This window comes from Roseateles saccharophilus (genome assembly GCF_004342485.1).
GTDB classification, from domain to species: Bacteria; Pseudomonadota; Gammaproteobacteria; order Burkholderiales; family Burkholderiaceae_C; genus Pelomonas; species Pelomonas saccharophila.
Genome location: NZ_SMBU01000001.1, coordinates 381,392 through 402,105 on the forward strand (window position 1 = coordinate 381,392; position 20,714 = coordinate 402,105).

Annotated in this window: 17 protein-coding genes; 6 read left to right on the forward strand and 11 right to left on the reverse strand. The window is 68.2% G+C overall.

Going from position 1 to position 20,714, the window contains the following annotated elements; translation table 11 throughout:
• Positions 1-4 precede the first annotated feature (4 nt).
• From EV671_RS01675 to EV671_RS01690, 4 genes are read left to right on the forward strand one after another with little or no spacing between them, the layout of a single operon-like run.
• On the forward strand, positions 5-1,090 hold the full coding sequence (locus EV671_RS01675) for an ABC transporter ATP-binding protein (protein ID WP_132569361.1): 1,086 nt from the start codon (positions 5-7) through the stop codon (positions 1,088-1,090).
• A complete protein-coding gene (locus tag EV671_RS01680) occupies positions 1,090-2,016 on the forward strand; it encodes an ABC transporter permease (protein ID WP_132569363.1) in 927 nt (308 codons plus the stop codon). The genes EV671_RS01675 and EV671_RS01680 overlap by 1 nt, the downstream gene beginning before the upstream one ends.
• Positions 2,013-2,834, forward strand: coding sequence for an ABC transporter permease (locus tag EV671_RS01685; RefSeq protein ID WP_132569365.1), 822 nt, complete (start codon positions 2,013-2,015; stop codon positions 2,832-2,834). Before EV671_RS01680 ends, EV671_RS01685 begins: the two co-directional genes overlap by 4 nt.
• Positions 2,831-4,324, forward strand: a complete 1,494-nt coding sequence (locus EV671_RS01690; protein WP_132569367.1) for an aldehyde dehydrogenase — start codon at positions 2,831-2,833, stop codon at positions 4,322-4,324. The genes EV671_RS01685 and EV671_RS01690 overlap by 4 nt, the downstream gene beginning before the upstream one ends.
• Here the strand turns inward: EV671_RS01690 and EV671_RS01695 are convergent.
• The 9 genes from EV671_RS01695 to truD form a co-directional block, all read right to left on the reverse strand.
• Positions 4,317-6,152: an amidohydrolase gene (locus EV671_RS01695; RefSeq protein WP_132569369.1), complete on the reverse strand. Its 1,836-nt coding sequence runs from the start codon at positions 6,150-6,152 to the stop codon at positions 4,317-4,319. The genes EV671_RS01690 and EV671_RS01695 overlap by 8 nt on opposite strands.
• A gap of 8 nt (positions 6,153-6,160) precedes the next feature.
• A complete protein-coding gene (locus EV671_RS01700) occupies positions 6,161-8,596 on the reverse strand; it encodes a TonB-dependent receptor (RefSeq protein ID WP_132569371.1) in 2,436 nt (811 codons plus the stop codon).
• Positions 8,597-8,860: 264 nt separating this feature from the next.
• Positions 8,861-9,775 carry a LysR family transcriptional regulator gene (locus EV671_RS01705; protein ID WP_132569373.1) on the reverse strand — a complete coding sequence of 305 codons (915 nt, stop codon included), beginning with the start codon at positions 9,773-9,775 and terminating at the stop codon, positions 8,861-8,863.
• Between the two features lie 50 nt (positions 9,776-9,825).
• Positions 9,826-11,247, reverse strand: a complete 1,422-nt coding sequence (locus EV671_RS01710) for an NAD(P)/FAD-dependent oxidoreductase (protein ID WP_132569375.1) — start codon at positions 11,245-11,247, stop codon at positions 9,826-9,828.
• Between the two features lie 16 nt (positions 11,248-11,263).
• Positions 11,264-11,608, reverse strand: a complete 345-nt coding sequence (locus EV671_RS01715) for a cupin domain-containing protein (protein ID WP_132569377.1) — start codon at positions 11,606-11,608, stop codon at positions 11,264-11,266.
• 34 nt (positions 11,609-11,642) lie between these two features.
• Positions 11,643-13,112, reverse strand: a complete 1,470-nt coding sequence (locus EV671_RS01720) for an aldehyde dehydrogenase family protein (RefSeq protein ID WP_132569379.1) — start codon at positions 13,110-13,112, stop codon at positions 11,643-11,645.
• Positions 13,113-13,138: 26 nt separating this feature from the next.
• Positions 13,139-14,116: an agmatinase gene (gene speB / locus EV671_RS01725; protein ID WP_243655533.1), complete on the reverse strand. Its 978-nt coding sequence runs from the start codon at positions 14,114-14,116 to the stop codon at positions 13,139-13,141.
• An 85-nt stretch (positions 14,117-14,201) separates the two neighbouring features.
• On the reverse strand, positions 14,202-15,710 hold the full coding sequence (locus EV671_RS01730) for a purine-cytosine permease family protein (RefSeq protein ID WP_132569381.1): 1,509 nt from the start codon (positions 15,708-15,710) through the stop codon (positions 14,202-14,204).
• 224 nt (positions 15,711-15,934) lie between these two features.
• On the reverse strand, positions 15,935-16,948 hold the full coding sequence (gene truD / locus EV671_RS01735) for a tRNA pseudouridine(13) synthase TruD (protein ID WP_132569383.1): 1,014 nt from the start codon (positions 16,946-16,948) through the stop codon (positions 15,935-15,937).
• A gap of 592 nt (positions 16,949-17,540) precedes the next feature.
• On the opposite strand from truD, the gene EV671_RS01740 reads away from it, so the two are divergent.
• On the forward strand, positions 17,541-17,783 hold the full coding sequence (locus tag EV671_RS01740) for a hypothetical protein (RefSeq protein WP_132569385.1): 243 nt from the start codon (positions 17,541-17,543) through the stop codon (positions 17,781-17,783).
• Positions 17,784-18,007: 224 nt separating this feature from the next.
• Positions 18,008-18,964, forward strand: a complete 957-nt coding sequence (locus EV671_RS01745; protein ID WP_132569387.1) for an IS110 family transposase — start codon at positions 18,008-18,010, stop codon at positions 18,962-18,964.
• Between the two features lie 86 nt (positions 18,965-19,050).
• Here the strand turns inward: EV671_RS01745 and EV671_RS01750 are convergent, their stop codons facing one another.
• Both EV671_RS01750 and EV671_RS01755 read right to left on the reverse strand, forming a co-directional pair.
• Entirely contained in the window at positions 19,051-19,734 is a 684-nt protein-coding gene (locus tag EV671_RS01750) for a type 1 glutamine amidotransferase domain-containing protein (RefSeq protein WP_132569389.1), read from the reverse strand.
• 14 nt (positions 19,735-19,748) lie between these two features.
• Positions 19,749-20,687, reverse strand: coding sequence for an NAD-dependent epimerase/dehydratase family protein (locus EV671_RS01755; protein WP_132569391.1), 939 nt, complete (start codon positions 20,685-20,687; stop codon positions 19,749-19,751).
• Positions 20,688-20,714 lie beyond the last annotated feature (27 nt).

Here is a 20,714-nt window from a genome sequence, read left to right on the forward strand (position 1 = left end):
TCCCATGGCATTCCTCGAGATCGACCAGGTGGTCAAAGACTTCGGCGGCGGCGCGGTGGCCGTGGCCGGCGTGTCGCTGGCCATCGAGCGCGGCGAGATCTTTGCACTGCTGGGCTCCTCCGGTTGCGGCAAGACCACGCTGCTGCGCATGCTCGCCGGGTTCGAGACGCCCACGGGTGGCCGCATCCTGCTCGACGGGCAGGACCTCGCGGCGCTGCCGCCGCATCTGCGGCCCATCAACATGATGTTCCAGAGCTATGCGCTGTTCCCGCACCTGACGGTCCGGGACAACATCGCCTTCGGCCTGAAGCGCGAAGGCCGGCCGCGCGCCGAGGTGGCCGAGCGCGTCGAGGCCATGCTCGAACTCGTGCAGCTCAAGCCCTATGCCGGGCGCAAGCCGCACCAGCTCTCCGGCGGCCAGCAGCAGCGGGTGGCGCTGGCGCGCAGCCTCGCCAAACGGCCCAGCCTGCTGCTGCTCGACGAGCCGCTCGGCGCCCTCGACAAGAAGCTGCGCGAAGAAACGCAGATCGAGCTCGCACGCATCATCCGTGAGGTCGGCGTGACCTGCGTGATGGTCACGCACGACCAGGAGGAGGCCATGACGCTGGCCTCGCGCATCGCCGTCATGAGCGAGGGCCGGCTGCTGCAGGTGGGCGCGCCGCGCGAGATCTACGAGATGCCCGCCACCCGCTTCGTTGCCGACTTCATCGGCAACGTCAACCTGATGGAGGGCACGCTGGAGGTCGACGAGCCCGACCACATCGTCGTGGGCTGCGCCGACGTGAAGCATCGCGTCGGCCACGGCATCAGCGGCAGCTGCGGCCAGCCGGTCGCCATCGCGCTGCGGCCCGAGAAGATCCAGCTCACCCGCGCGGCGCCGGCCGACACGCAGTTCAACGCCGCCCGCGTGCGCGTGCAGGAGCGCGCCTACTTCGGCGCCTACACCGTCTACCACCTGCGGCTCGCCAGCGGCGCCCGGCTCAAGGTCTCGCTCGCCAACACCGAGCGCCACGGCGAGGCGCCGCTGGCCATCGGCGACGAAGCCTGGGCGCACTGGAGCGATCTGGCGCAGATCGTGCTGACGCAGTGATGTTCGGCAAGCGTCTCTCCTTCGCCGGCAAGTTCAACGGCGGCCGCTGGGTCGTCGGCCTGCCCTATGCCTGGCTGCTGGTCTTCTTCGCGCTGCCCTTCCTGATCGTGCTGCGCATCAGCCTCTCGGAGATGGAGGCGGTGCGCGTCGGCGACATCGTCGGCTATGCCGACGGCACGCTGAGCCTGCGGCTGCGGCTGGCCAACTACCTCTTCCTCGGCGACGACGACCTCTACCTGCGCGCCTACCTCAGCAGCCTGCGCTACGCCGGGCTCACCACCCTCGGCTGCCTCTTCATCGGCTACCCCTTCGCCTACTTCATGGCGCGCAGCGCGCCCAAGCGCCAGCCGCTGCTGATGATGCTGGTGATGCTGCCGTTCTGGACCTCCTTCCTGCTGCGCGTCTACGCCTGGAAGGTGCTGCTGAGCCCGGGCGGCTGGGTCGCCACGCCCATCCACGCGCTGGGGCTGGACCAGGTGCTCGCGGCGCTGGGCCTGATCGAGGCGCCGGGCCTGCTCATGAACACGCCGTTCTCGCTGCTCATCGGCATGGTCTACACCTACCTGCCCTTCATGGTGCTGCCGCTGTACGCCACGCTGTCCAAGCTCGACCTGCGCCTGCTCGAAGCGGCGGCCGATCTCGGCGCCACGCCGTGGAGCGCGTTCTGGCGCATCACGGTGCCGCTCTCGCGCGGCGGCATCGTCGCGGGCTCCATGCTCGTCTTCATTCCCTGTGTCGGCGAGTTCGTCACGCCCGAGCTGCTGGGCGGGCCGCGCACGCTGATGATCGGCCGCGTGTTGTGGGACGAGTTCTTTGGCAACAACGACTGGCCGCTGGCCTCGGCCATCGCGGTGCTGCTGTCCCTGCTCGTGCTGCTGCCTATGGTGCTCTACAACAAGGTCCAAGCCCAGGAGGCGAAGCGATGAACGCCGTCCGACTCTCCCGCGGCGTCAGCCGCGCCTGGCTGGCAGGCGGCTTCGCCTTCCTCTACCTGCCCATCGTGGCGCTCATCGTCTATTCGTTCAACGACTCGCCGGTGCCCGAGGTCTGGGCCGGCTTCACGCTCAAGTGGTTCGGCCAGCTCGGGCGCGACGACGAGCTGATCGCCGCTCTGGGCCTGTCGGCGCGCGTGGCCTTCATGAGCGCGACGACCGCCGTGGTGCTGGGCGTGCTCGCGGCCTGGGCCATGGTCAAGCTGCGGCGCTTTCGCGGCAAGCCGCTGTTCGTCGGCATGATCAACGCACCGCTGCTGATGCCCGAGGTCATCGTCGGCCTCTCGCTGATGCTGTTCCTCGTCTCGGTGCAGCACCTGCTGGGCTTTCCGCGGCGCGGCTTCGTGACGATCTGGCTGGGCCATGTGCTGCTGTGCCTGTCCTACGCCACCATCGTCATCGAGGCCCGGCTGCGCGAACTGCCGCCACAGCTGGAGGAGGCCGCGCTCGACCTCGGCGCCAAGCCCTGGCAGATCTTCTGGCTCGTCACGCTGCCGCTGATCGGGCAATCGCTCGCCTCGGCCTGGCTGCTGAGCTTCACGCTGTCGCTGGATGACGTCGTGCTCTCGGAGTTCCTCTCCGGGCCGGGCGCGACGACGTTGCCGATGGTGATTTTTTCGCGGGCGCGGCTGGGGCTGTCGCCCAGCATCAACGCCGTCGCCACCGTGATCGTGGCCGTGGTCTCGCTGGGCGTCATCGCCGTGAGCCTGTGGCTGGCACGTCAAGGCAGAACCAAGGAGAACCGACCATGAGCAACCCTCACGCAACCCTCGACTGGCACGCCCGTGCCGCGGCGCTGAAGATCGACGGCCGTGCGCTGATCGGTGGCCGCCGCGTGGCCGCGGCCGAGACCTTCGCCAAGCATTCGCCCATCGACGGCCGCCTGCTCGGCCCGGTGGTGCGCGGCCAGGCCGCTGATATCGACGCGGCCGTGCGCGCCGCCCGCGCCGCCTTCGAGGACGGCCGCTGGGCCGCCCAGGCGCCGGCCAAGCGCAAGCGCGTGCTGCAGAAGTTTGCCGGGCTGATCCTCGGCGCGCAGCAGGAGCTCGCGCTGCTCGAAACGCTGGACATGGGCAAGCCCATCCAGTACGCCTTGGCCGTCGACGTGCCCGCCGCGGCGCGCTGCATCGACTGGTATGCCGAGGCCATCGACAAGATCTACGACGAGATCGCGCCGACGGCCGCCAACGCGCTGGCCCTGATCCAGCGCGAGCCCATGGGCGTCATCGGCGCCATCGTGCCCTGGAACTACCCCATGATCATGGCGGCCTGGAAGCTCGGCCCGGCCCTGGCGGCGGGCAATTCCGTCATCCTGAAGCCCAGCGAGAAGTCGCCGCTGACGGCGCTGCGCCTGGCCGAACTCGCGCTGGAGGCCGGCCTGCCCGAAGGCGTCTTCAACGTCGTGCCCGGCTTCGGCCACGAGGCCGGCGAGGCGTTGGCCCTGCACCCGGACGTGGACGCCATCGGCTTCACCGGCTCGACGCGCGTCGGGCGGCGCATGCTCGACTACGCGGGCCGCTCCAACCTCAAGCGCGTCTACAACGAGCTCGGCGGCAAGTCGGCAGTGCTGGTCTTCCCGGATTTCGACGACCTCGACCGCGCCGCGAAAACCATCGCCGGCAGCATGTTCTTCAATCAGGGCGAGAGCTGCAATGCGCCCTCGCGCGTGTTCGTGCACGAGAGCATCGCCGACGACTTCGTCCAGCGGCTGGCCGCCGAAGCGCCGCGCTATGCCGCCGCCGACCCGCTCGACCCGAACGCCGTCATGGGCGCCCTCGTCGACGAAGGGCAGATGCGCACCGTGCTGGGCTATATCGAGGCCGGTACGCAGGACGGCGCCCGCGCCGTCGCCGGAGGTTGCCGTGCCCGCGAGGCGAGCGGCGGCTATTACGTCGAGCCCACGGTGTTCGACGGCGTGTCCAACAGCATGCGCATCGCACGGGAGGAAATCTTCGGCCCCGTGCTCTCGGTGCTGCGCTTCAAGGACGAGGCCGACGCCATCGCGCAGGCCAACGACTCCAGCTACGGCCTGCAGGCCAGCGTCTGGACCTCGCATGTGGACCGCGCGCACCGCGTGGCCCGCAAGCTCCGGGCCGGCACGGTGCATGTCAACCAGTACGACGAGGACGACATCACCGTGCCCTTCGGCGGCTACAAGCAGTCGGGCAACGGCCGCGACAAGTCGCTGCACGCCTTCGACAAGTACACCGAACTGAAGACCACCTGGCTGCGGATCAATTGAACGGTGGGGCGGCCCACACGACCTGGCCGCCCACCATCGTCAGCAGCACCTGGGTGTAGGCCAGCTTGTTCAGCGGCGCCGTCATGAAGTTGCGGTCCAGCACCACGAGGTCGGCCAGCTTGCCGGCTTCGAGGGACCCGACCCTGTCCTCCATGCGCAGCTGGTAGGCCGAGTTGGCGGTGATGGCACGCAGGGCGTCGCCGCGCTTGAGCAGCGGATCCTGGTTCAGCCGGCCCGCGTATTTGGGGCCGAAGCCGGCGGGGTGGGTCGGGTCGCCGCTGCGCGTCAGGCCCACGCGCAGGTTGTAGAAGTAGGCCAGCGGGTCCACGGGCCAGTCGCTGCCATAGGCGATGCGCGTGCCTGCCCCCTGGAGGCTGCCCTCCGGCTCCATGCGCCCGAAGCGCTCGGGGCCCAGCGGCTTCTCGGCGGCCTCGATGGAGTAGGGCGCGCGCTGCGCCCACTGGAACGACATGACGGCCGTCACGTCCAGCGCCTTGAAGCGGCGGTAGTCGGCCGGGTCCACGAGTTCGGCATGCGCGATGGCGGGGCGCAGGCCCGACTGCGGCGCCCGCCCGCGCTCGTGTTCGACGGCGTCTAGCGCGAGGCGCACGGTGGCGTCGCCGATGGCGTGCATGTGCACGTCCAGGCCCGCCTTCGCGGCCTGTTCGAGCATGCCGTCCAGCTGTGCGCGCGTGAAATAGCTCTGGCCGCTGGAGGGGCCGGCGCGCCAGTTCTGGTGCGTGTGGCTGCCGTGGTTGACCTTGTAGGGCGCCAGCAGCGCGGCGGTCTGTGCCGGCGACGCAATCACGCCGTCCATCCACAGCTTGATGGTGTGCACGTCCACGCTGGGGCGGGCGCCGGTGGGTGACTCGGTGTAGCGCGCGGCGATGTCGTGCACGGCGGCAACCGCATGGGCCGGATCGTCCGAGTCCTTGGGGTCGACCTTGATCGCGAAGCTGGCGCGGGCGGTCAGCTCGCCGGCCTTGGACAGCTGGGCGAAGGTGGCGACCTCGGCCTCGTCGCTCAGCGCCGAGAGGAAGCTGGTGACGCCCTGGCGGCGCAGCAGGTCCAGCGCAATGCGCGCGAACTGCAGGCGCTCGGCTTCGGTCGGCGCGGGGACGGCCTTGTCGCTGAACAGCAGCGCGCCGTCTTCGAGCATGCCGGTGAGGTGGCCCTGCGCGTCCTTGGCGATCAGGCCGCCAGTGGGGTTGGGCGTGCTCGCATCGATGCCGGCGGCGGCCAGCGCGGCGCTGTTGTTCAGCCGTGAATGGCCGTCGATGCTCGTGACGATGATGGGCCGCTTGCCGCCCAGTGCATCGAGGTCGGACAGCGTGGGGTCGCGGTCCCCGGCGGCCGTGGCCTGGCGGTCCCAGTTGACCACCTGCAGCCACTCCTGCTCCTCGCCCTTGCCGGCCATGTCGGCCAGGCAGGCGCGCACCTTGTCCTGCAGCTGCGCAACCGTGAGGGGCTTGTAGTCCAGGTTGCACCTGAGCGTGCCCTCGCCGCCGCCCATGGGGTGCATGTGGCCGTCGATGAGGCCGGGCATCAGCATGCGTCCGCCCAGGGGCACGACCCGGGTGCCCGCGCCGATGTGGTCGCGCGCCTCGCGGTCGCTGCCGACGAAGGCGATGCGCCCGTCCTTGACGGCGAGCGCCTGCGCCACATGGCCTTTGGCGTCCACCGTGTAGACCAGGCCGCCCGTGAACACGAGGTCCGCGGGCTCCGCGGCAAAGGCCGGTGCGGACAGGCAAAGCAGCGCCGCAGCGAGCGCGCTGAGGCGGCCGCCGGAGCCTGGCGGCACGGGGAGCTTTCTCGGATTGAGCTTCATGGATTGCCTCAGAAACGGTAGTTGGCCGATGCGCCGATCAGGCGCGGCTCAAGAGCCGTGCCCAGGAAATGCGTCGAGCCCTCGCCCGTGATCGCGGATTGCGTGAAGGTGTTGGCGCGGCTCATCTCGGTGCGCGTGTTCAGCGCATTCTTCACGTACAGCGCGTAGTCCCAGGCACCGGACTTGACGCCCGCGCGCAGGTTCAGCATGTGCAGCGCGTTCACGTCGTGGGTGAGGGCGTTGTAGTTCTGCGTGCCCGCGCTGCCGACCGCGTGGTAGCCCGTCGCGAACTGGTAGTCGGCGCGCGCATAGGCCGCACCCATGCCGCTCCAGTGCCAGGCGTACTCGGCGCCGACGCTGGCCGTCCAGCGCGGCGTCGGCAGCGTGTCGCCGCTCTTCACGATGTACTGGATCTTGGAGAGCCCGAGCGCGTAGCCGGCGTTGGTCACCGACTCCGTGTAGTTGGCGCGGTCGTAGCCGAGCGCCGTCGATAGCGTCAGGTGCGGGCTGAGCTTGGCGTCCACGCCGAGGTCGAAGCCCTTGCTGGTGGCCGTGCCGACGTTGTCGATATAGCCGAAGCCGCAGCTGGGCAGCTCGATCAGGGTCTGCACATTGCGCCAGTTGATCCAGTACAGGCTGCCGCTGACCTGCACCGCTCCCTGGGCCAGCGTCTGCTTGGCGCCGAACTCGTAGCTCCAGACCGAGTCGGACTTGAAGAGCAGCGGCTCGACGCCGGCGCCGCCTAGGTTGTCCAGGTCGGTCTTGCAGGTCGGGTTGGTCGATAGCGCCGGGTTCACGCCGCCTTGCCGGAAGCCCTTGGCCATCGTGGCGTAGTAGAGGCTGTCGGGCGTGGCCTGGTAGGACAGGCCGACCTTGGGCGTGACCGGCTTTTCCTCGTTGTTGCCGGTGAAGACGTTCCTGCCGCCCGCCCACCAGCCGTCCATCGTGCTGTCGAAGTAGGCCGTCATGCGCGTCAGGCGCAGGCCCAGCGAGGCGGTCAGATCGGGCCGCAGCTTGTAGCTCGCTTCGCCGTACAGCGCCTGCTGGGTGTTCTTGTAGTGGTCGTGCTGGGTGTAGCTGGTGTTGCCGCCCAGCGGGTCGTTGGGGTCGTAGAGGCTGCCGCCGGCGCCCCACAGGGCGTCGTACATCGAGGACAGCTGCGCCACGTTCTCGTAGATGTATTGGTCATAGGCCTGGCGCGCGACCTGGACATAGGCACCCGCGATCCAGGACAGGCGCGAGGCCTTGCTGTCTGTGGAGGTCAGGCGGATCTCCTCGGTCCAGGTGTTCTGACCGTTCACGGTCAGCGAGTTCGCCGTGGCCATGCCCTTGCGCGCTGGCAGCAGCTGGGCCAGGTTGGCCAGCGGGAACTGCGCCGGGATGTCCAGGGTGTTCAGATAGGTGCGACCCTCGCCGGAGTTGGAGTAGTCGTCGGTGCGGTGGGCGGTGCGGTGCAGGTTGGAGATGATGAGCTTGGCGGCGAAGGCGTCGAAGTCGTAGTCCGTGCTGACGGCGCCGATGCCGAAGCGGTCGTGCGTCGGCTGGGCGATGTTGCTGTCGATCTTATCGACGCCGAGCGCCGGGTTGTAGGTCGCGCGGTCGGCCATGCGCACGTCCTGGTAGTAGTAGGACGGCGTGATCGAGAGCCGATCGGTCGGCACGATCTTGACCGCCAGGCGCGCGACCTGGGAGTTGCTGGCGTTGATGTTGCGCCTGAGCCGCTCGCCCGTCGTGGGCGAGTAGGCGTCGGCGTAGCCGCCCTGGTGCTGGCCCCACAGGCTCAGCCGAAAGCCGGCCACGTCGCTGGCCAGCGGCGCATCCAGCACCACGCCGGCCTCGGCGCTGGGGGCGCCGCCCTGCCAGCTCGACACCTCGGCATGCGCCAGGCCCGTGAGCTCGCCGCGCAGCTTGGGCGCGGCCGTGATGTAGCGCACCGCGCCGCCCTCGGAGCTGGAGCCGTACAGTGTGCCCTGCGGGCCGCGCAGCACCTCGACGCGGTCGAGGTCGAAGATCTTGGGGCTGGTGTTGCCGCCGCACAGCGTGGGGCAGCCGGAGACGTTGAAGATCTGCACCGGGACGTCGTCGATGTACAGGCCCGTCGTGGAGCCGCCGACGTTGGAGCTGATGCCGCGGATGGAGATCGTCGTTTCTCCGGAAGGGTCGGGGCTGCTCAGGGTCAGGCCCGGCGTCACGCGGCTGATGTCGCTCAGGTCGCGCACCGAGGCCTTCTCTATCCCCGCGGAGTTCATGGCCGCCACGCTCATCGGCACCTTGCTGATGACCTGTTCGCGCCGCTGCGAGGTCACGATGACGGTGTCGAGCTTGTTGTTCTCGTCCGGTGCTGCGGCGGGTTCAGCCGGTGTGGTTTGGGCCCACGCGGCGCTGACGCACAGCGCGCCCGCGGTCAGCGCGAACAGCGCTTCGGCGGCCAGAGTTCTTTTCATGCGGATTCCTTGAGTCGTGAAGATTTGTGGAACGTCTTGTCGGCAGAAAATGGCGCGGCGCGTCAGGCCCAACTTGTCTCCATGGCCTGCTGCCGCTATCGGCGAATCGATGATAGGAATGCGTTTTGCGCGTCGAATCCCGACTTCACGAAGCTCACATTGGGGCGTGTCAATGTGCGAGCGCGGCAGGGCGCCAGCGTGGTGCGGCGTCGCGCACACGGTGGTGCGCGGCGCACCCAAGCGCCGGGCTCAAAAGGCGTGGAGTCAGGGCTGGGCCGGCTTGACGCCGAAGGCCTGCAGCAGGTTCTCGCAGAAGGCCTTCACGACGGGCTTGTCGAGGCTGCCGCGCTTCATGACGAGATGGAAGGGCACGTCGAAGCTGAAGCTGTCGCGCTGCACGGCGCGGATCAGGCCGCGCCGTTCGAGGGCCTCGGCGTGATGGGTGGGCAGGTAGCCGAGGTGGCCGCCCGAGAGGATGAGGATGGTGGCGGCCTCGATGCTGTCCGTCGTCGCCGTGATGTGGCGCTGCGTCAGCGGCAGCTGCTCCTCGGGCACGTGATAGCTGCGCCAGACCCAGTCGAAGCTGAGCAGGTCCTCCACCGTCACCATCTTCTTGGAGTGGAAGAGGGGGTGGCCCCGCCCGCAATAGATCTCCTGCTGCTCCAGGAAGAGCTGCGTGTAGACCAGGCCCGGCACGCGGTGCCAGAAGTAGCCGATGGCAAGGTCCAGCTGCTTGTTGACGATGCCTTCCTCCAGCGACTGCGAGGGCGCGACCGTCATCGTGAAGCGCACGGCCTGGTCGCGCGCCCGGAACGCGCCGATGGCCTCGGCCAGGCGCGCGTTCTCGGTCAGCGGGGCCTGGCCGATCAGGCCGATGGCGAGCGTGCCGACCAGCTTGCGGTCCATCTCGCGCACCTGCGCGACGAAGTCCGTCGTGGCTGCCATCAGCGCGCGCGCCGAGGCCGCGAAGCGCTCGCCCTTGGAGGTCAGCCGGAAGCCCCCGCGCCCGCGCTCGCACAGCGTGAACCCGAGGCGCGTCTCCAGCACCGACAGCTGCGTGCTGATGGTGGACTGGCGGATGCCCAGCGAGGCCTCGGCCGCCGTGATGCCGCGCGCGTCCACCACCGCGAGGAAGACGCGGATCAGCCGGAGGTCGAGATCGGTGGTGTTGGAGAACATGCTCGCGTCTTGAGGGCCCGCGCGAGCTTAGCCGGGCGGGCTGGGCTCTCTTACATGGGGAACCCGAGCGCCTTGATGCCCTTGATCCAGGCCCGCTTCCAGCCGCCTTCGGCATCGGCGCCGTCGAACGCATGGAAGGTGAGCTTGGCCCCCAGCCACCGGAAGGGCTCGGGTGGGATGTATGTGGGGCTCTGCGTCGCGATGTCCAGCCCGCGCTCGGGGCTGTCGCGATCGAAGAGGATGTTCAGTCCCATGAAGGCGCCGAAGCGGCTGGCCGCCACGCCGAAGCCCGTGTAGCCGGCCACGAACACGGCCTTGCCGCCGAGGTAGGGCTTGGCGAAGACCGAGCCGCGCGAGCAGTAGTCGATGGGGCCGCCCCAGGCGTGCGAGAACCGCACGTCGCCGAGCTGCGGGAAGGTGCGATAGAAGGCGGCCGCGAGGCGGTGGTAGGTCTCCTTGCGGCCGTCTTCGGCGGGGTCGGGGTTGCCGTCGAAGTGGTAGCTGACCAGGCCGCCGAAGATGATGTTGTTGCCCTGGGTCAGCCGGAAATAGTTGAGCTGCGTGCGCGTGTCGTAGACGCCCTGGCGCTTCGCCCAGCCGATGCGGGCCAGCTGCTCGTCGGTCAGCGGCTCGGTGGCCAGCACGTGGTCGCGCACCTGCACGACGCGGCGGTTGATGTCGGGCACACCAACCTTGGCCGTGCCGGTGCCGAAGAGCACACGGGGCGCCTTGACGCTGCCTTTGGGCGTCTGCACCTCGACGTGCGAGCCGGCATCGTGCAGGCGCAGCAGCGGCGTGTTCTCGAACAGGCGCACGCCCAATGAGATTGCGGCGCGGCGCAGGCCCCAGGCCAGCTTGGCCGGGTGGACGATGCCGCTGCGGTGGCGCGACCACAGCGCCCCCGCGAACAGCGGCGACTTGATCTGCGCAGCCGTCTGCGCGCGGTCCAGCAGCACCACGTCGTGCCCGTAGCGCCGGTGCAGCGCGTAGTCGGCGCTCAGGTGGTCGACGTGTGCCTCGTCCACGGCCACGGTCATCTCGCCGTTCCACTCGATGTCGGCGTCGATGCCGTAGCGCCGCAGCGTCTCCTCGAAGCCGTCGAGGTTGACCTGGCCGAAGCCCTCCAGCTGCTCGATGTCGTTGGGGAACACGCGCACCGCGTTGGGCAGGCCGTGCATGACCGACGTCGAGATGATGCCGCCCGCGCGCCCGGACGCCCCGAACGCCACTCGGCCGGCCTCGATCAGCACCACGTCCAGCTCGGGGCTCTGCTCCTTGGCCTGGATGGCCGCCCACAGGCCCGTGAAGCCGCCGCCGACGATCAGCAGGTCGGCCTGCGTGGCCTGCAGCAATTCGGCGGCGGGCGAGGGCGCGGCCGGGTTGTCCAGCCAATAGGGCATCAGCTTGGTCGGGGCAAAGGCCTCGTCCAGGCTGATCTGGCCGGCAGGCGGAGGGGCAAGGGTTTCAGGCATTGCGACGCTCAAGCGCTCAGGCCTTGTCGAGCAGGACGTAGAGCTTCTTGGCGTCCTCCAGCGTCTCCCAGCGGCCTGCGAAGCCGGCGGGCAGCAGGTAGGCGTCGCCCGCGCTGAACTCGCGCCGGCCGCCCTGGCTGTCGGTCAGCGCAATGCGCCCCTGGGCGAGCCAGACGATCTCGTCGGCCGTCGTCGCCGGGAAGTCGACGCTGCCGACCTTGCCCTCCCACCAGCCCACCACATGGCCGCTGCTGGCGCCCTTGAACGCGCACCAGTCGTCCTCGTCCATGCCGTAGTCGAGCTTGGTGTGGCTGCCGACGCCGGCGCCGAGTGTCTTGATGTCTTGAACGAGTGCAGTCATGAAGGGTGATTCCGGTTTGAAAGAGAGATGAGGTTCAGGGCGCGCGGCGCACGGCGTGGCGCAGCTCCTGGTAGGCGCGCAGCCCCTGCAGGCCCAGCTCGCGGCCGATGCCGCTGGCGCCCAGGCCGCCCCAGCAGACCTGGGGAAAGATCAGCTGCGGCGTGTTGACCCACACGAGGCCGGCACGCAGCTCGGCCTGGTAGCGCGCGGTGGCCTGCGCGCTCTCGGTGACGACCGTGGCCACCAAGCCGTAGGCGGTGGCATTGGCCTGCGCCAGCGCCTCGTCGTCGTCCCGGAAGGAGCGCACGCAGGCCATCGGCCCGAAGATTTCTTCGCGCCACAGCAGGTTGTCCGCCGGCGGCTCGGCCACCACGACCGGCGCCATGTAGAAGCCGTCGCCCGCATGCGGGGCCAGGCGGCCGGTGAAGGCGATGCGTGCGCCGCCGTCCAGGCCCTGCAGCAGCAGCGACTGCACGCGATCGAGATGGGCCCTGGAAACCAGCGGGCCCATCTGGCTGGGTGCCTGGCCTGGCCCCGGCTCCGGCGCGCCCACGACCAGCCCGCGCACCGCGATCTCGAACTCACTCATGAAGCGCCGGTAGAGCGCGTCGTGCACGAGGATGCGCGAGGTGGCCGAGCACATCTGGCCCGCGTTCGCGAAGGCACCGGCGACGGCGAGGCTCACGGCCAGTTCGACGTCGGCGTCCTCGCGGATGATGAGCGCCGACTTGCCGCCCAGTTCGAGCGTGACCCGCCGCATGTCCAACGCGGCCTGCTGCATGATCTTCGTGCCGACCGCCGTGCTGCCGGTGAAAGAGATCTTGTCGATGCCGGCATGGGCCACGAGCGCTGCGCCCACCCGCGCATCGCCGTTGACGAGGTTGGCGACGCCAGCGGGCAGCCCGGCCTCGGCGAGCAGGTCGAACAGCGCATGCTCAGCCGGCGACGTGAGTTCCGACGGCTTGAGCACCACGGTGCAGCCGGCCGCCAGCGCCGGCGCCAGCTTCCAGGCCGTCGTCACCATCGGGAAGTTCCAGGGCACGACCAGCGCGGCGACGCCCACGGCCGCATGGAAGCGCTCGGCAATGACTCCGCTGCCGCCGCCGTCGCCCACATCCACCCGCTCCACGGCGAAGGCTTCGCCCAGTTCGCACAAGCCGGCGTAGTAGGCGAAGCAGGCTGCCACGTCGGCCACGTCCAGCTCGGCCTCGGCACGGGGCTTGCCGTTGATTCGCATCTGCCACTGCACCAGCTCGTCATGCCGTGCCTCGACGCCGGCCACCACGCGGCGCAGCACCGCGCCCCGCACGGCGGGAGGGGCATCGCGCCAGCCCGGCAGCGCGGCGCGCGCCGCCGCCACGGCCTGGCCGACCTGAGAGGGCGAAGCGCTTTGCTGCCAGCCGATGCGCGCGCCGCTCGCCGCCGCAAAGATCGGCGTGCGCGCCTCGGAGGACTCCAGGCGCTGGCCGGCCACGCAGGCCGCGGGAAGGATGAACTCGTTCATGAGCGACGGCTGAGGAAGATGGAGGCTCACCGGTACTGGACGCCGGGCATCACGCACAGCATCTCGTAGGCCAGGTTGGCTGCGACGAGGGCCGTCGTGCCGGCCTGGTCGTAGGGCGGCGAGACCTCGACGAGGTCGGCGCCGACGAGGTTGAGCCCGCGCATGCCGCGGATGATCTCCAGCCCCTGCTGCACCGTGAGGCCGCCCACTTCGGGCGTGCCGGTGCCGGGTGCGCAGGACGGGTCCAGCCCGTCGATGTCAAAGCTGAGGTAGACCGGCGCGTCGCCGACGCGCGCGCAGACCTCCTCCATCAGCGGCGTCAGCGAGCGGTGCCAGCAGTCCTCGGCCTGCACGACGGTGAAGCCCTGGCGGCGGCACCAGTCGAAGTCGTCGGCGTGGTAGCCGGTGCCGCGCAGGCCGATCTGGGTCACGCGCCCGCACTGCAGCAGGCCGTCCTCCACCGCGCGCCGGAACGGCGTGCCGTGCGCGATCTTCTCGCCGTTCATCGTGTCGTTCACGTCGGCGTGCGCGTCGATGTGGACGACGGCCACGGGGCCGTGCTTCTTGTGCAGCGCGCGCAGGATGGGCCAGGCGATGGTGTGGTCGCCGCCCAGCGTGATGGGGCGGCACCCGGTGGCCACGATCTCGTCGTAGGCCGCCTCGATCAGGCGCACCGAGTCCTTCAGGTCGTAGGGGTTGATGGCGACATCGCCGAGGTCGGCCACCTGCAGCGAGTCGAAGGGGGCGGCCCGGGTGGCCATGTTGTAGGGGCGCAGCAGCACCGACTCCGTGCGGATCTGGCGCGGCCCGAAGCGGGTGCCCGAGCGGTTGGACGTGCCGATGTCCAGCGGCACGCCGACGAAGCCGACGTCCAGCCCCGCCGCGCTTTGCGCCATGGGCAGGCGCATCATGGTCGCGATGCCGCCGAAGCGGGGCATGGCGTTGCCACTGAGCGGTTGGTTCAACGTGCGTTCGGGGGCGCGAGACATGGGGGCGTCTTTCATGAGGTCATGCTAGGCAGGCAGGGGTGGAGCGCGGATTCCGATCTCGTGACCTTCACATCGATTGCTCTCGTTGCAAGCGCGGGGCTCACATCGCGGCGGCCGAAGGGCAGGGGGCCTGCCGTGCCGCCGCTGCGGGCGCGCGCACGAAGCGGCGGCCGCGCGGCCCGTAGACGGTGTCGGGCTCGGGGAAGATCCACAGCAGCGCGGGATAGAGCAGGCCGCCCATGGCCAGGGACACCGGCACGCTGACATCGAAGCCGCCGGTGAACACGCTCAGCGGGCCGGCGTACTCGCCGGGCACGTTGGCGAACAGCAGGCCGGTCGTCGCGCTGGCCACCCAGGCGCCCATGGCGCGCAGGTTCCAGCCGCCGGTGAACCAGTAGTGGCCGCCGCGCAGGCCGCGGTTGAAGACCTGCAGGTCGTCGGCCAGGTAGTGGCCCCGCCGCGTGGCGTAGCCGATCACCATGATGGCCACCCATGGGCAGCTGAACGTCACGATCAGCGTGGCGAAGGTGGAGACGCTCTCGACCAGGTTGAAGGCGAAGCGGCCGACGAAGATGAAGACGCTGGCCAGCGTGCCGATGGCCAGCGTGGCGCGCACGCGGTTGAACAGGCGCGGCAGGATGCTGGAGACATCCAGGCCGGTGCCGTAGAGGGCGGTGGTGCCGGTGGATATGCCGCCGATGATGGCGATCAGGCAGGTCGGCAGCAGGAACCAGCGCGGCGACACCGCCAGCAGCCCGCCGATGTAGTCGCCTGACGCGATGAACTGCGGCGCTTTTGTGGCAATGATGGTGGCCGTGGCCAGGCCGAACAGGAAGGGCGCCAGCGTGGCGACCTGGGCCACGAACACCGCGCCGATCAGGCGGCGCCGGGGCGTGTGCTCGGGGATGTAGCGCGCCCAGTCGCCCAGCGTCGATGCAAAGGACAGGGGGTTGCTCAGCGCCACCAGGGTGGCGGCGAGAAACGCCGGCCAGAAGCCGGCGTGGCCGGTTTGCAGCCTGCCCGCATAGCCTGTTTCGAGCGTGCCCGCGAAGGCGAAGATGCCCATGGCGAACAACAGGCTGGCGGTCCAGACGGCGACCTTGTTCACCCACAGCATGAAGCGGAATCCGTAGATGCAGACGGTCAGCACCAGCACGGCGAACAGCCCGTAGGCGCAGCTCAGCGTCAGGCCGTTGACCGGCAGGCCCACCATCTCGTGGGCGCCGCCGACGAGCGCGTCGCCCGAGCTCCACACCGCCAGTGAGAAGAACGCGATCGAGGTGAGCAGCGCCAGAAAGGACCCGATGATGCGGCCGTGGATGCCGAAGTGCGCGCCCGAGGACACGGGGTCGTTCGTGCCATTGCGCGCACCGAACAGGCTCATCGGCGCCAGCACGCAGGTGCCCACCGCCACGCCCAGCAGGATGGACGCAGCGCCGGCCCAGAAGGGCAGGCCCAGCAGCACGGGCAGGGCGCCCAGCACCGAGGTGGAGAAGGTGTTGCAGCCCCCGAACAGCAGCCGGAACAGGTCTATGGGGCGCGCGTAGCGGGATTCGTCGGGGATGCGCTCGAAACCGAACTGTTCGACTTGCGTGATCTGGGTGCCCATGCCTGTCTTCCGTGCTGCCCGGGTGTGCGGCAGGCGGCGCGACGGCGGCGCACCTCACACCCTTGTTGTCTCATTGGCTGTTCTGGCTGGCAGGAAGTATCAAAGCGCCGCCCGCGCGGCGATTCGGCATCTGGTGTCCTTCAGATTGATGGGGGTCGATGCTTTCGGAGGCGGCCGGCAGCGCGGACGCCCGGTGGCGCGGCGCATCGGGTCGAGGGCAACCGTCAATCGGTAGCCGCGGGCTCGTTCTCGGTGTGCCGGTCAGGCTCCGTGGTGCGGAGGATTTCGTTCAGGACAGAGGTGGCGTAGTTCCCGGCGGACAAGGAGAACGTGAGCACCAGTTGATGGGCCTGCGGCCATTCCCATGACATGCCCAACGGGCTCGCCACCAGGCCGCGGCGCTCCTGATCCAGGCCGGCATGTTCCATGCCGTCGCACAAGGTGGCGTGGCGTTCGGCCACGCCGTTTTCCAGGGCCTGCGCTTGCTCGGCGGTGGCCACGCGGCCCCGCCCCCAGAGCGGCCCGGTGGGCCGGCCCGCCTCGTCCATCACATCGCCGGGCAGGGTCTTGCCCCAGAGCCCCTGCTGGAAGCGCAGCGCCAGCACTTCATTGAAGACGAAGGAGCGCACTGCCGACAGGTAGATGCCCTTCTTCTTCGGGTTGCGCACGCGGATCTCGCGCGCCCGCATGGCGCGGCCCTGCTCGACGTTGCCGCCCTCAAAGCCGAAACGCTGGGCGCCGAAGTAGTTGGGCACGCCCTGCGACGCAACGGCCTTGAGGTTGGCCTCGATGGCGCCGCGGTCGCCTGCCACGTCACGCAGCACGATGCGGAACCGGTTGCCCTGCAGGTCACCGGGGCGCAGCTTTTTGACGTGGCGGCTCTGACTCAGCACCTTGAACTCCGGGTGCTGAAGCAGGGCGAGGTCGGGCGTCTCGCCCTTGGGTAGATAGATGCTGAACCACTGGCGGGTGACGGCGTAACGGTCCTTGAGGCCGGCATAGCCCACGTCCCACTCCCGCACGCCGGCGGCCTCGGCCAACTGCTGGGCGACGAAGGCGGTGTTGGCGCCGTTCTTTTCGACGTCCAGCCAGATGTGCTCGCCCTCACCGCAAGGCTGCTGCAGCGGCAGCTCGGTCACGATGAAGTCTTCGTTGAGGAGTTTCAGGGTGGCACTGGCGCCGCTGGCTGGATAAGCGCTGGGCCACTGCGGCAAGGTCGTGTATGGGGCGTTGGTCATGGGCGGTCTGGCAGTACCGGCCGTAAGTCGGGATAGAGTGTCTGGCCGACCAGGGGGGGCGGGCAGGGATTTTCTCCCTGGCCGCTATTTGTTCAGACCGACCGGTTAACCGACAACCGACGACGGCTTCAGGACCCCGAGCGTGAACCCGGCTTCATGACGCGGACGACGGCAGCCGCTACGGAGCCGTTTCCAAACTCAGCGCAAACCGACACTCAGCCCAAACCGACAGCCGCACCGACAGTCAGACTGTCGGTTTGCGCTCAAGTCCGAACCGAGACTGAGCCTGAATCAGACGCTTAGCCGAACTTGCGTCAAGCAGTCTTGAAATCACTCGTCATTCAAGTCTGAACTTTCGGGTCAGACTGTCATTCAACTCTGAATTTTGGCTTGCGCATAGCAGCAAGAATGCCCGACGGATGCCTGCAGCCTGATCGCTCAGCGAGTGGAAGACCTGACGGCATGGCTGGGTGAGTTGGAGACGAGCAGCCGGGACTTCCGCTGAACTCTTCCGACGACCTCAACTTGAACGGGTTGCCAATGCCTCCTACGCTTCGGTGAAGGAGAGCTCATACAGCGTCGAGGAGACCCCATGGACAACCTGTTCTTCGCCACCGACGGATCTGCCTCCGCGCTGGCGTGGGTGCAGCTCTACGAACTCGGATACCTCGGGGTGGTCCGTTTCGCTGTGGACACCACGAGCGGGACAGCGCTGCGACATGAATGCATCCGGCACAGGGACACACGGGAGCAGGCCTTGCAGGACGCGCGCCGCGACGCGAGCACGCTGGTCCGGAGGTGGGTCGACGAGAGGGTGCGGCTCCGTGATCGGTGATAGCGTGGGGTCAGCAATAGCCCACAGCATCATTCCTCAGCAGCCGCGCCCTGCTTTTCCTCCCTTGTATCTTGGCGGCTCGGACTGACCAAGGTAGCTCGATCCTCCCTAGGGCATCAAAGCCCGCTGCTCAGCGCTGAGCGCCTCGGTCGGACCGTCCTCTCCTCAGCCCGAACGGTTGTTGGAGCTCGAAGTTCGCATATGCAAGGAAGGGAAGAGAGGACATGTCCGAGCCTGTGTTCGTAGGTATCGACGTTGCCAGCGCGACGCTGGAGGTGGCCTGCACTGGAGACAAAGTCACCTGGCAGGTTAGCAATGACGAAGCGGGCATTGCGGAGCTTGTGCGTCGCATGAAGGAAGCGGCCCCTGCACTTATCGTGCTTGAAGCGACAGGAGGCTATGAGTTCATGGCAGCCTCCACCCTGCAACTGGACGGCTTCGCCGTTGCAGTGGTCAATCCACGTACCGCGCGCGACTTCGCCCGGGCGATGGGACTGCTAGCCAAGACCGACTCGCTGGACGCAAAGCTCTTGGCGTCGTTCAGTCGCGTGCTGCACCAGCACCCAGAACGAGAACGCTTCATCAAGCCGTTGGCGGATGAGGCGCGCCAACAACTGCAGGCGCTGGTGCAGCGGCGCCGTCAACTGATCGAGATGCAAACGGCGGAGAAGCTTCGGAGGCGACAGGCGCACGTTGCGTCACGAGCCAGCGTTGACCGAGTGGTTGCTTTCCTGAAGGAAGAGCTCGCCAACAATGATTCCGCGGTCGCAGCGCATCTCGAACGACATCATGCGGAACTGGTTGCTGCGCTCACATCGGTGCCAGGCGTCGGTCAGACCAGCGTCGCGGTGCTGATTGCAGACCTGCCTGAGCTGGGCAAGTTGGACCGACGCAAAATTGCTGCGCTGGTCGGTGTTGCACCGATGAACCGAGACTCTGGGCAGTCACGAGGACAGCGCTCCATCTGGGGTGGTCGCCATGATGTCCGGTGCGCCCTCTACATGGCGACGCTCGTAGCAGTTCGGTTCTGCGCGGTGTTTCGCTCGTCCTATGAGCGGTTGCTTGCCAGAGGTAAGGCCAAGAAGGTTGCTCTCGTCGCGTGCATGCGCAAGCTGCTGGCGACGCTGAATTCAATGGCAAAGCACGGTGCCCGATGGAACCCGATGCTGCATGACTCGTGAGCAGACCGGCTATGACGGCTACGGGCCGCCTCGGTCATTCATGCTTCATTGGCTGAACGACCGGTCACCTCCTCCCATTAGGCGATTCACAGCAGCTCAATGACTCTTTCAGCCGTCACTTTGGCCGACTGCGGGTTCTGGCCGGTCACCAGTCGACCGTCCACGACGGCTTTGGGGACGAAAGGCAACAGAGCCTTCTCGAACCGCGCGCCACGTTGCTTCATCTCTTGTTCGGCGTTATAGGGCACCAGCTTGCCGACGCCGGCCAGCAATTCCTCCACCCATGTGAATCCGGTCAGTCGCCGGCCGGCCACCAGCAGTGAACCATCGGAAAGCTTGGTGTTGAGCAACCCACAGTAGCCGTGGCACACCGAGGCGACGACACCGCCCTGCTCGTAGATGTCGCGCGTGAGGCGCTGTAGGCCAGCGTCATCCGGGAAGTCGTACATCACCGCGTGGCCGCCGGTGAAATAGATGGCGTCGAAGTCCTTGGGGTCGATGTCCTCGGGTCGCGCGGTGTTGGACAACAAGCCCTGGCGGGATGGGTCTGCGAGCCAGCGCTTGGCCGAGGCGTCGGCGTTGGGCCATTTCAGCGAGCGAGGCTCCAGCGGCGACAGGCCACCTTTCGGGCTGACCAGGCGCTGCTCGAAGCCCTGCGCCGCAAAGAGGTCGTAGGCATGAGTCAGCTCCGACAGCCACAACCCCGTGTGTTCCGAGGGCGAGTCGAAGTGGGCGACGTTGGTGACAACAAGCAGGATGCGGCGAGTCATATTGCGTACCTCGATCAGGAAGTCGCGCGGCGAGACTCGTCGCGGATCAGCCCCAGACCTTTCCGGTAGGTCGTGACCTGGAACTCCGGAAAGCGCTGCTTGAACTTTGTTGAGTCGAAGAGGTTGTCGCGCTCGTAGCGAGGCAGCAGCTCGCGCAGTTCTCGGACTTGGCTGGAAACGAGGCCCGCCGCCGTCAGCATCCATTTGCGGAGCACCTTGTACGAGGGCTGCGTTCCGAACACTTCGGCTGCCAGCTCGACGAGTTGCCGATAGGTCAGCCGCTCGTCGTCACAGGGCAGATGCCAGGTCTGGCCGAACGCATCCGGCGCGTTGCCCAGCGCGGCCAGGGCGCGGCTGGCGTCCGGCGTCCAGATCAACGTGCGGCGCGTGTCGTCGCGCACGGGCACTCGCGGCGTCTCACCGGCCTTGAGCTTGTCGATGACCAGCGTGTTCGTGATGCTTTGCGTCTTGCCTGGGCCGTAGAACTCGGGCGCGCGGCCGATGACGACGGGGATGTCCCCGCGCGCCATCTCCTGAAGCACCATGCTTGCCATCTCTGCGCGCACACGGCCCTTGCGCCCCACTGGCTCGAAGGGCGCGTCCTCGCGCAGCACCCGGTCGTCCTGCGGGTACATGTAGGTGTTGTCGAAGTAGACGAACTTGGCGCCCGCCGCGCGCGTGGCGTCCAGCGCGTTCTTCAGCATCAGCGGGAACTGCTTCTCCCATAGGTCGGTATCGGGCGGCAGGCCGGCTGTGAAGTAGACGATGTCGCTGCCCTTGACCGAATCGGCGGCCTGTTTGGCGTTGAGCAAGTCGGCCGGTGCCAGCAAGTCGCTCTCGTTGACCTTGCGAGGGCTGCGGCTGACGAGACGCAGCTCATCTTCGGTGGTGCGCCTTAGCTCCCGCGCAAGTTCTACGGCGATCTGGCCGGTGGCGCCCAGGATGGTCTGCATGGTGGGTCCTCAGTCTGTTGGACGTCG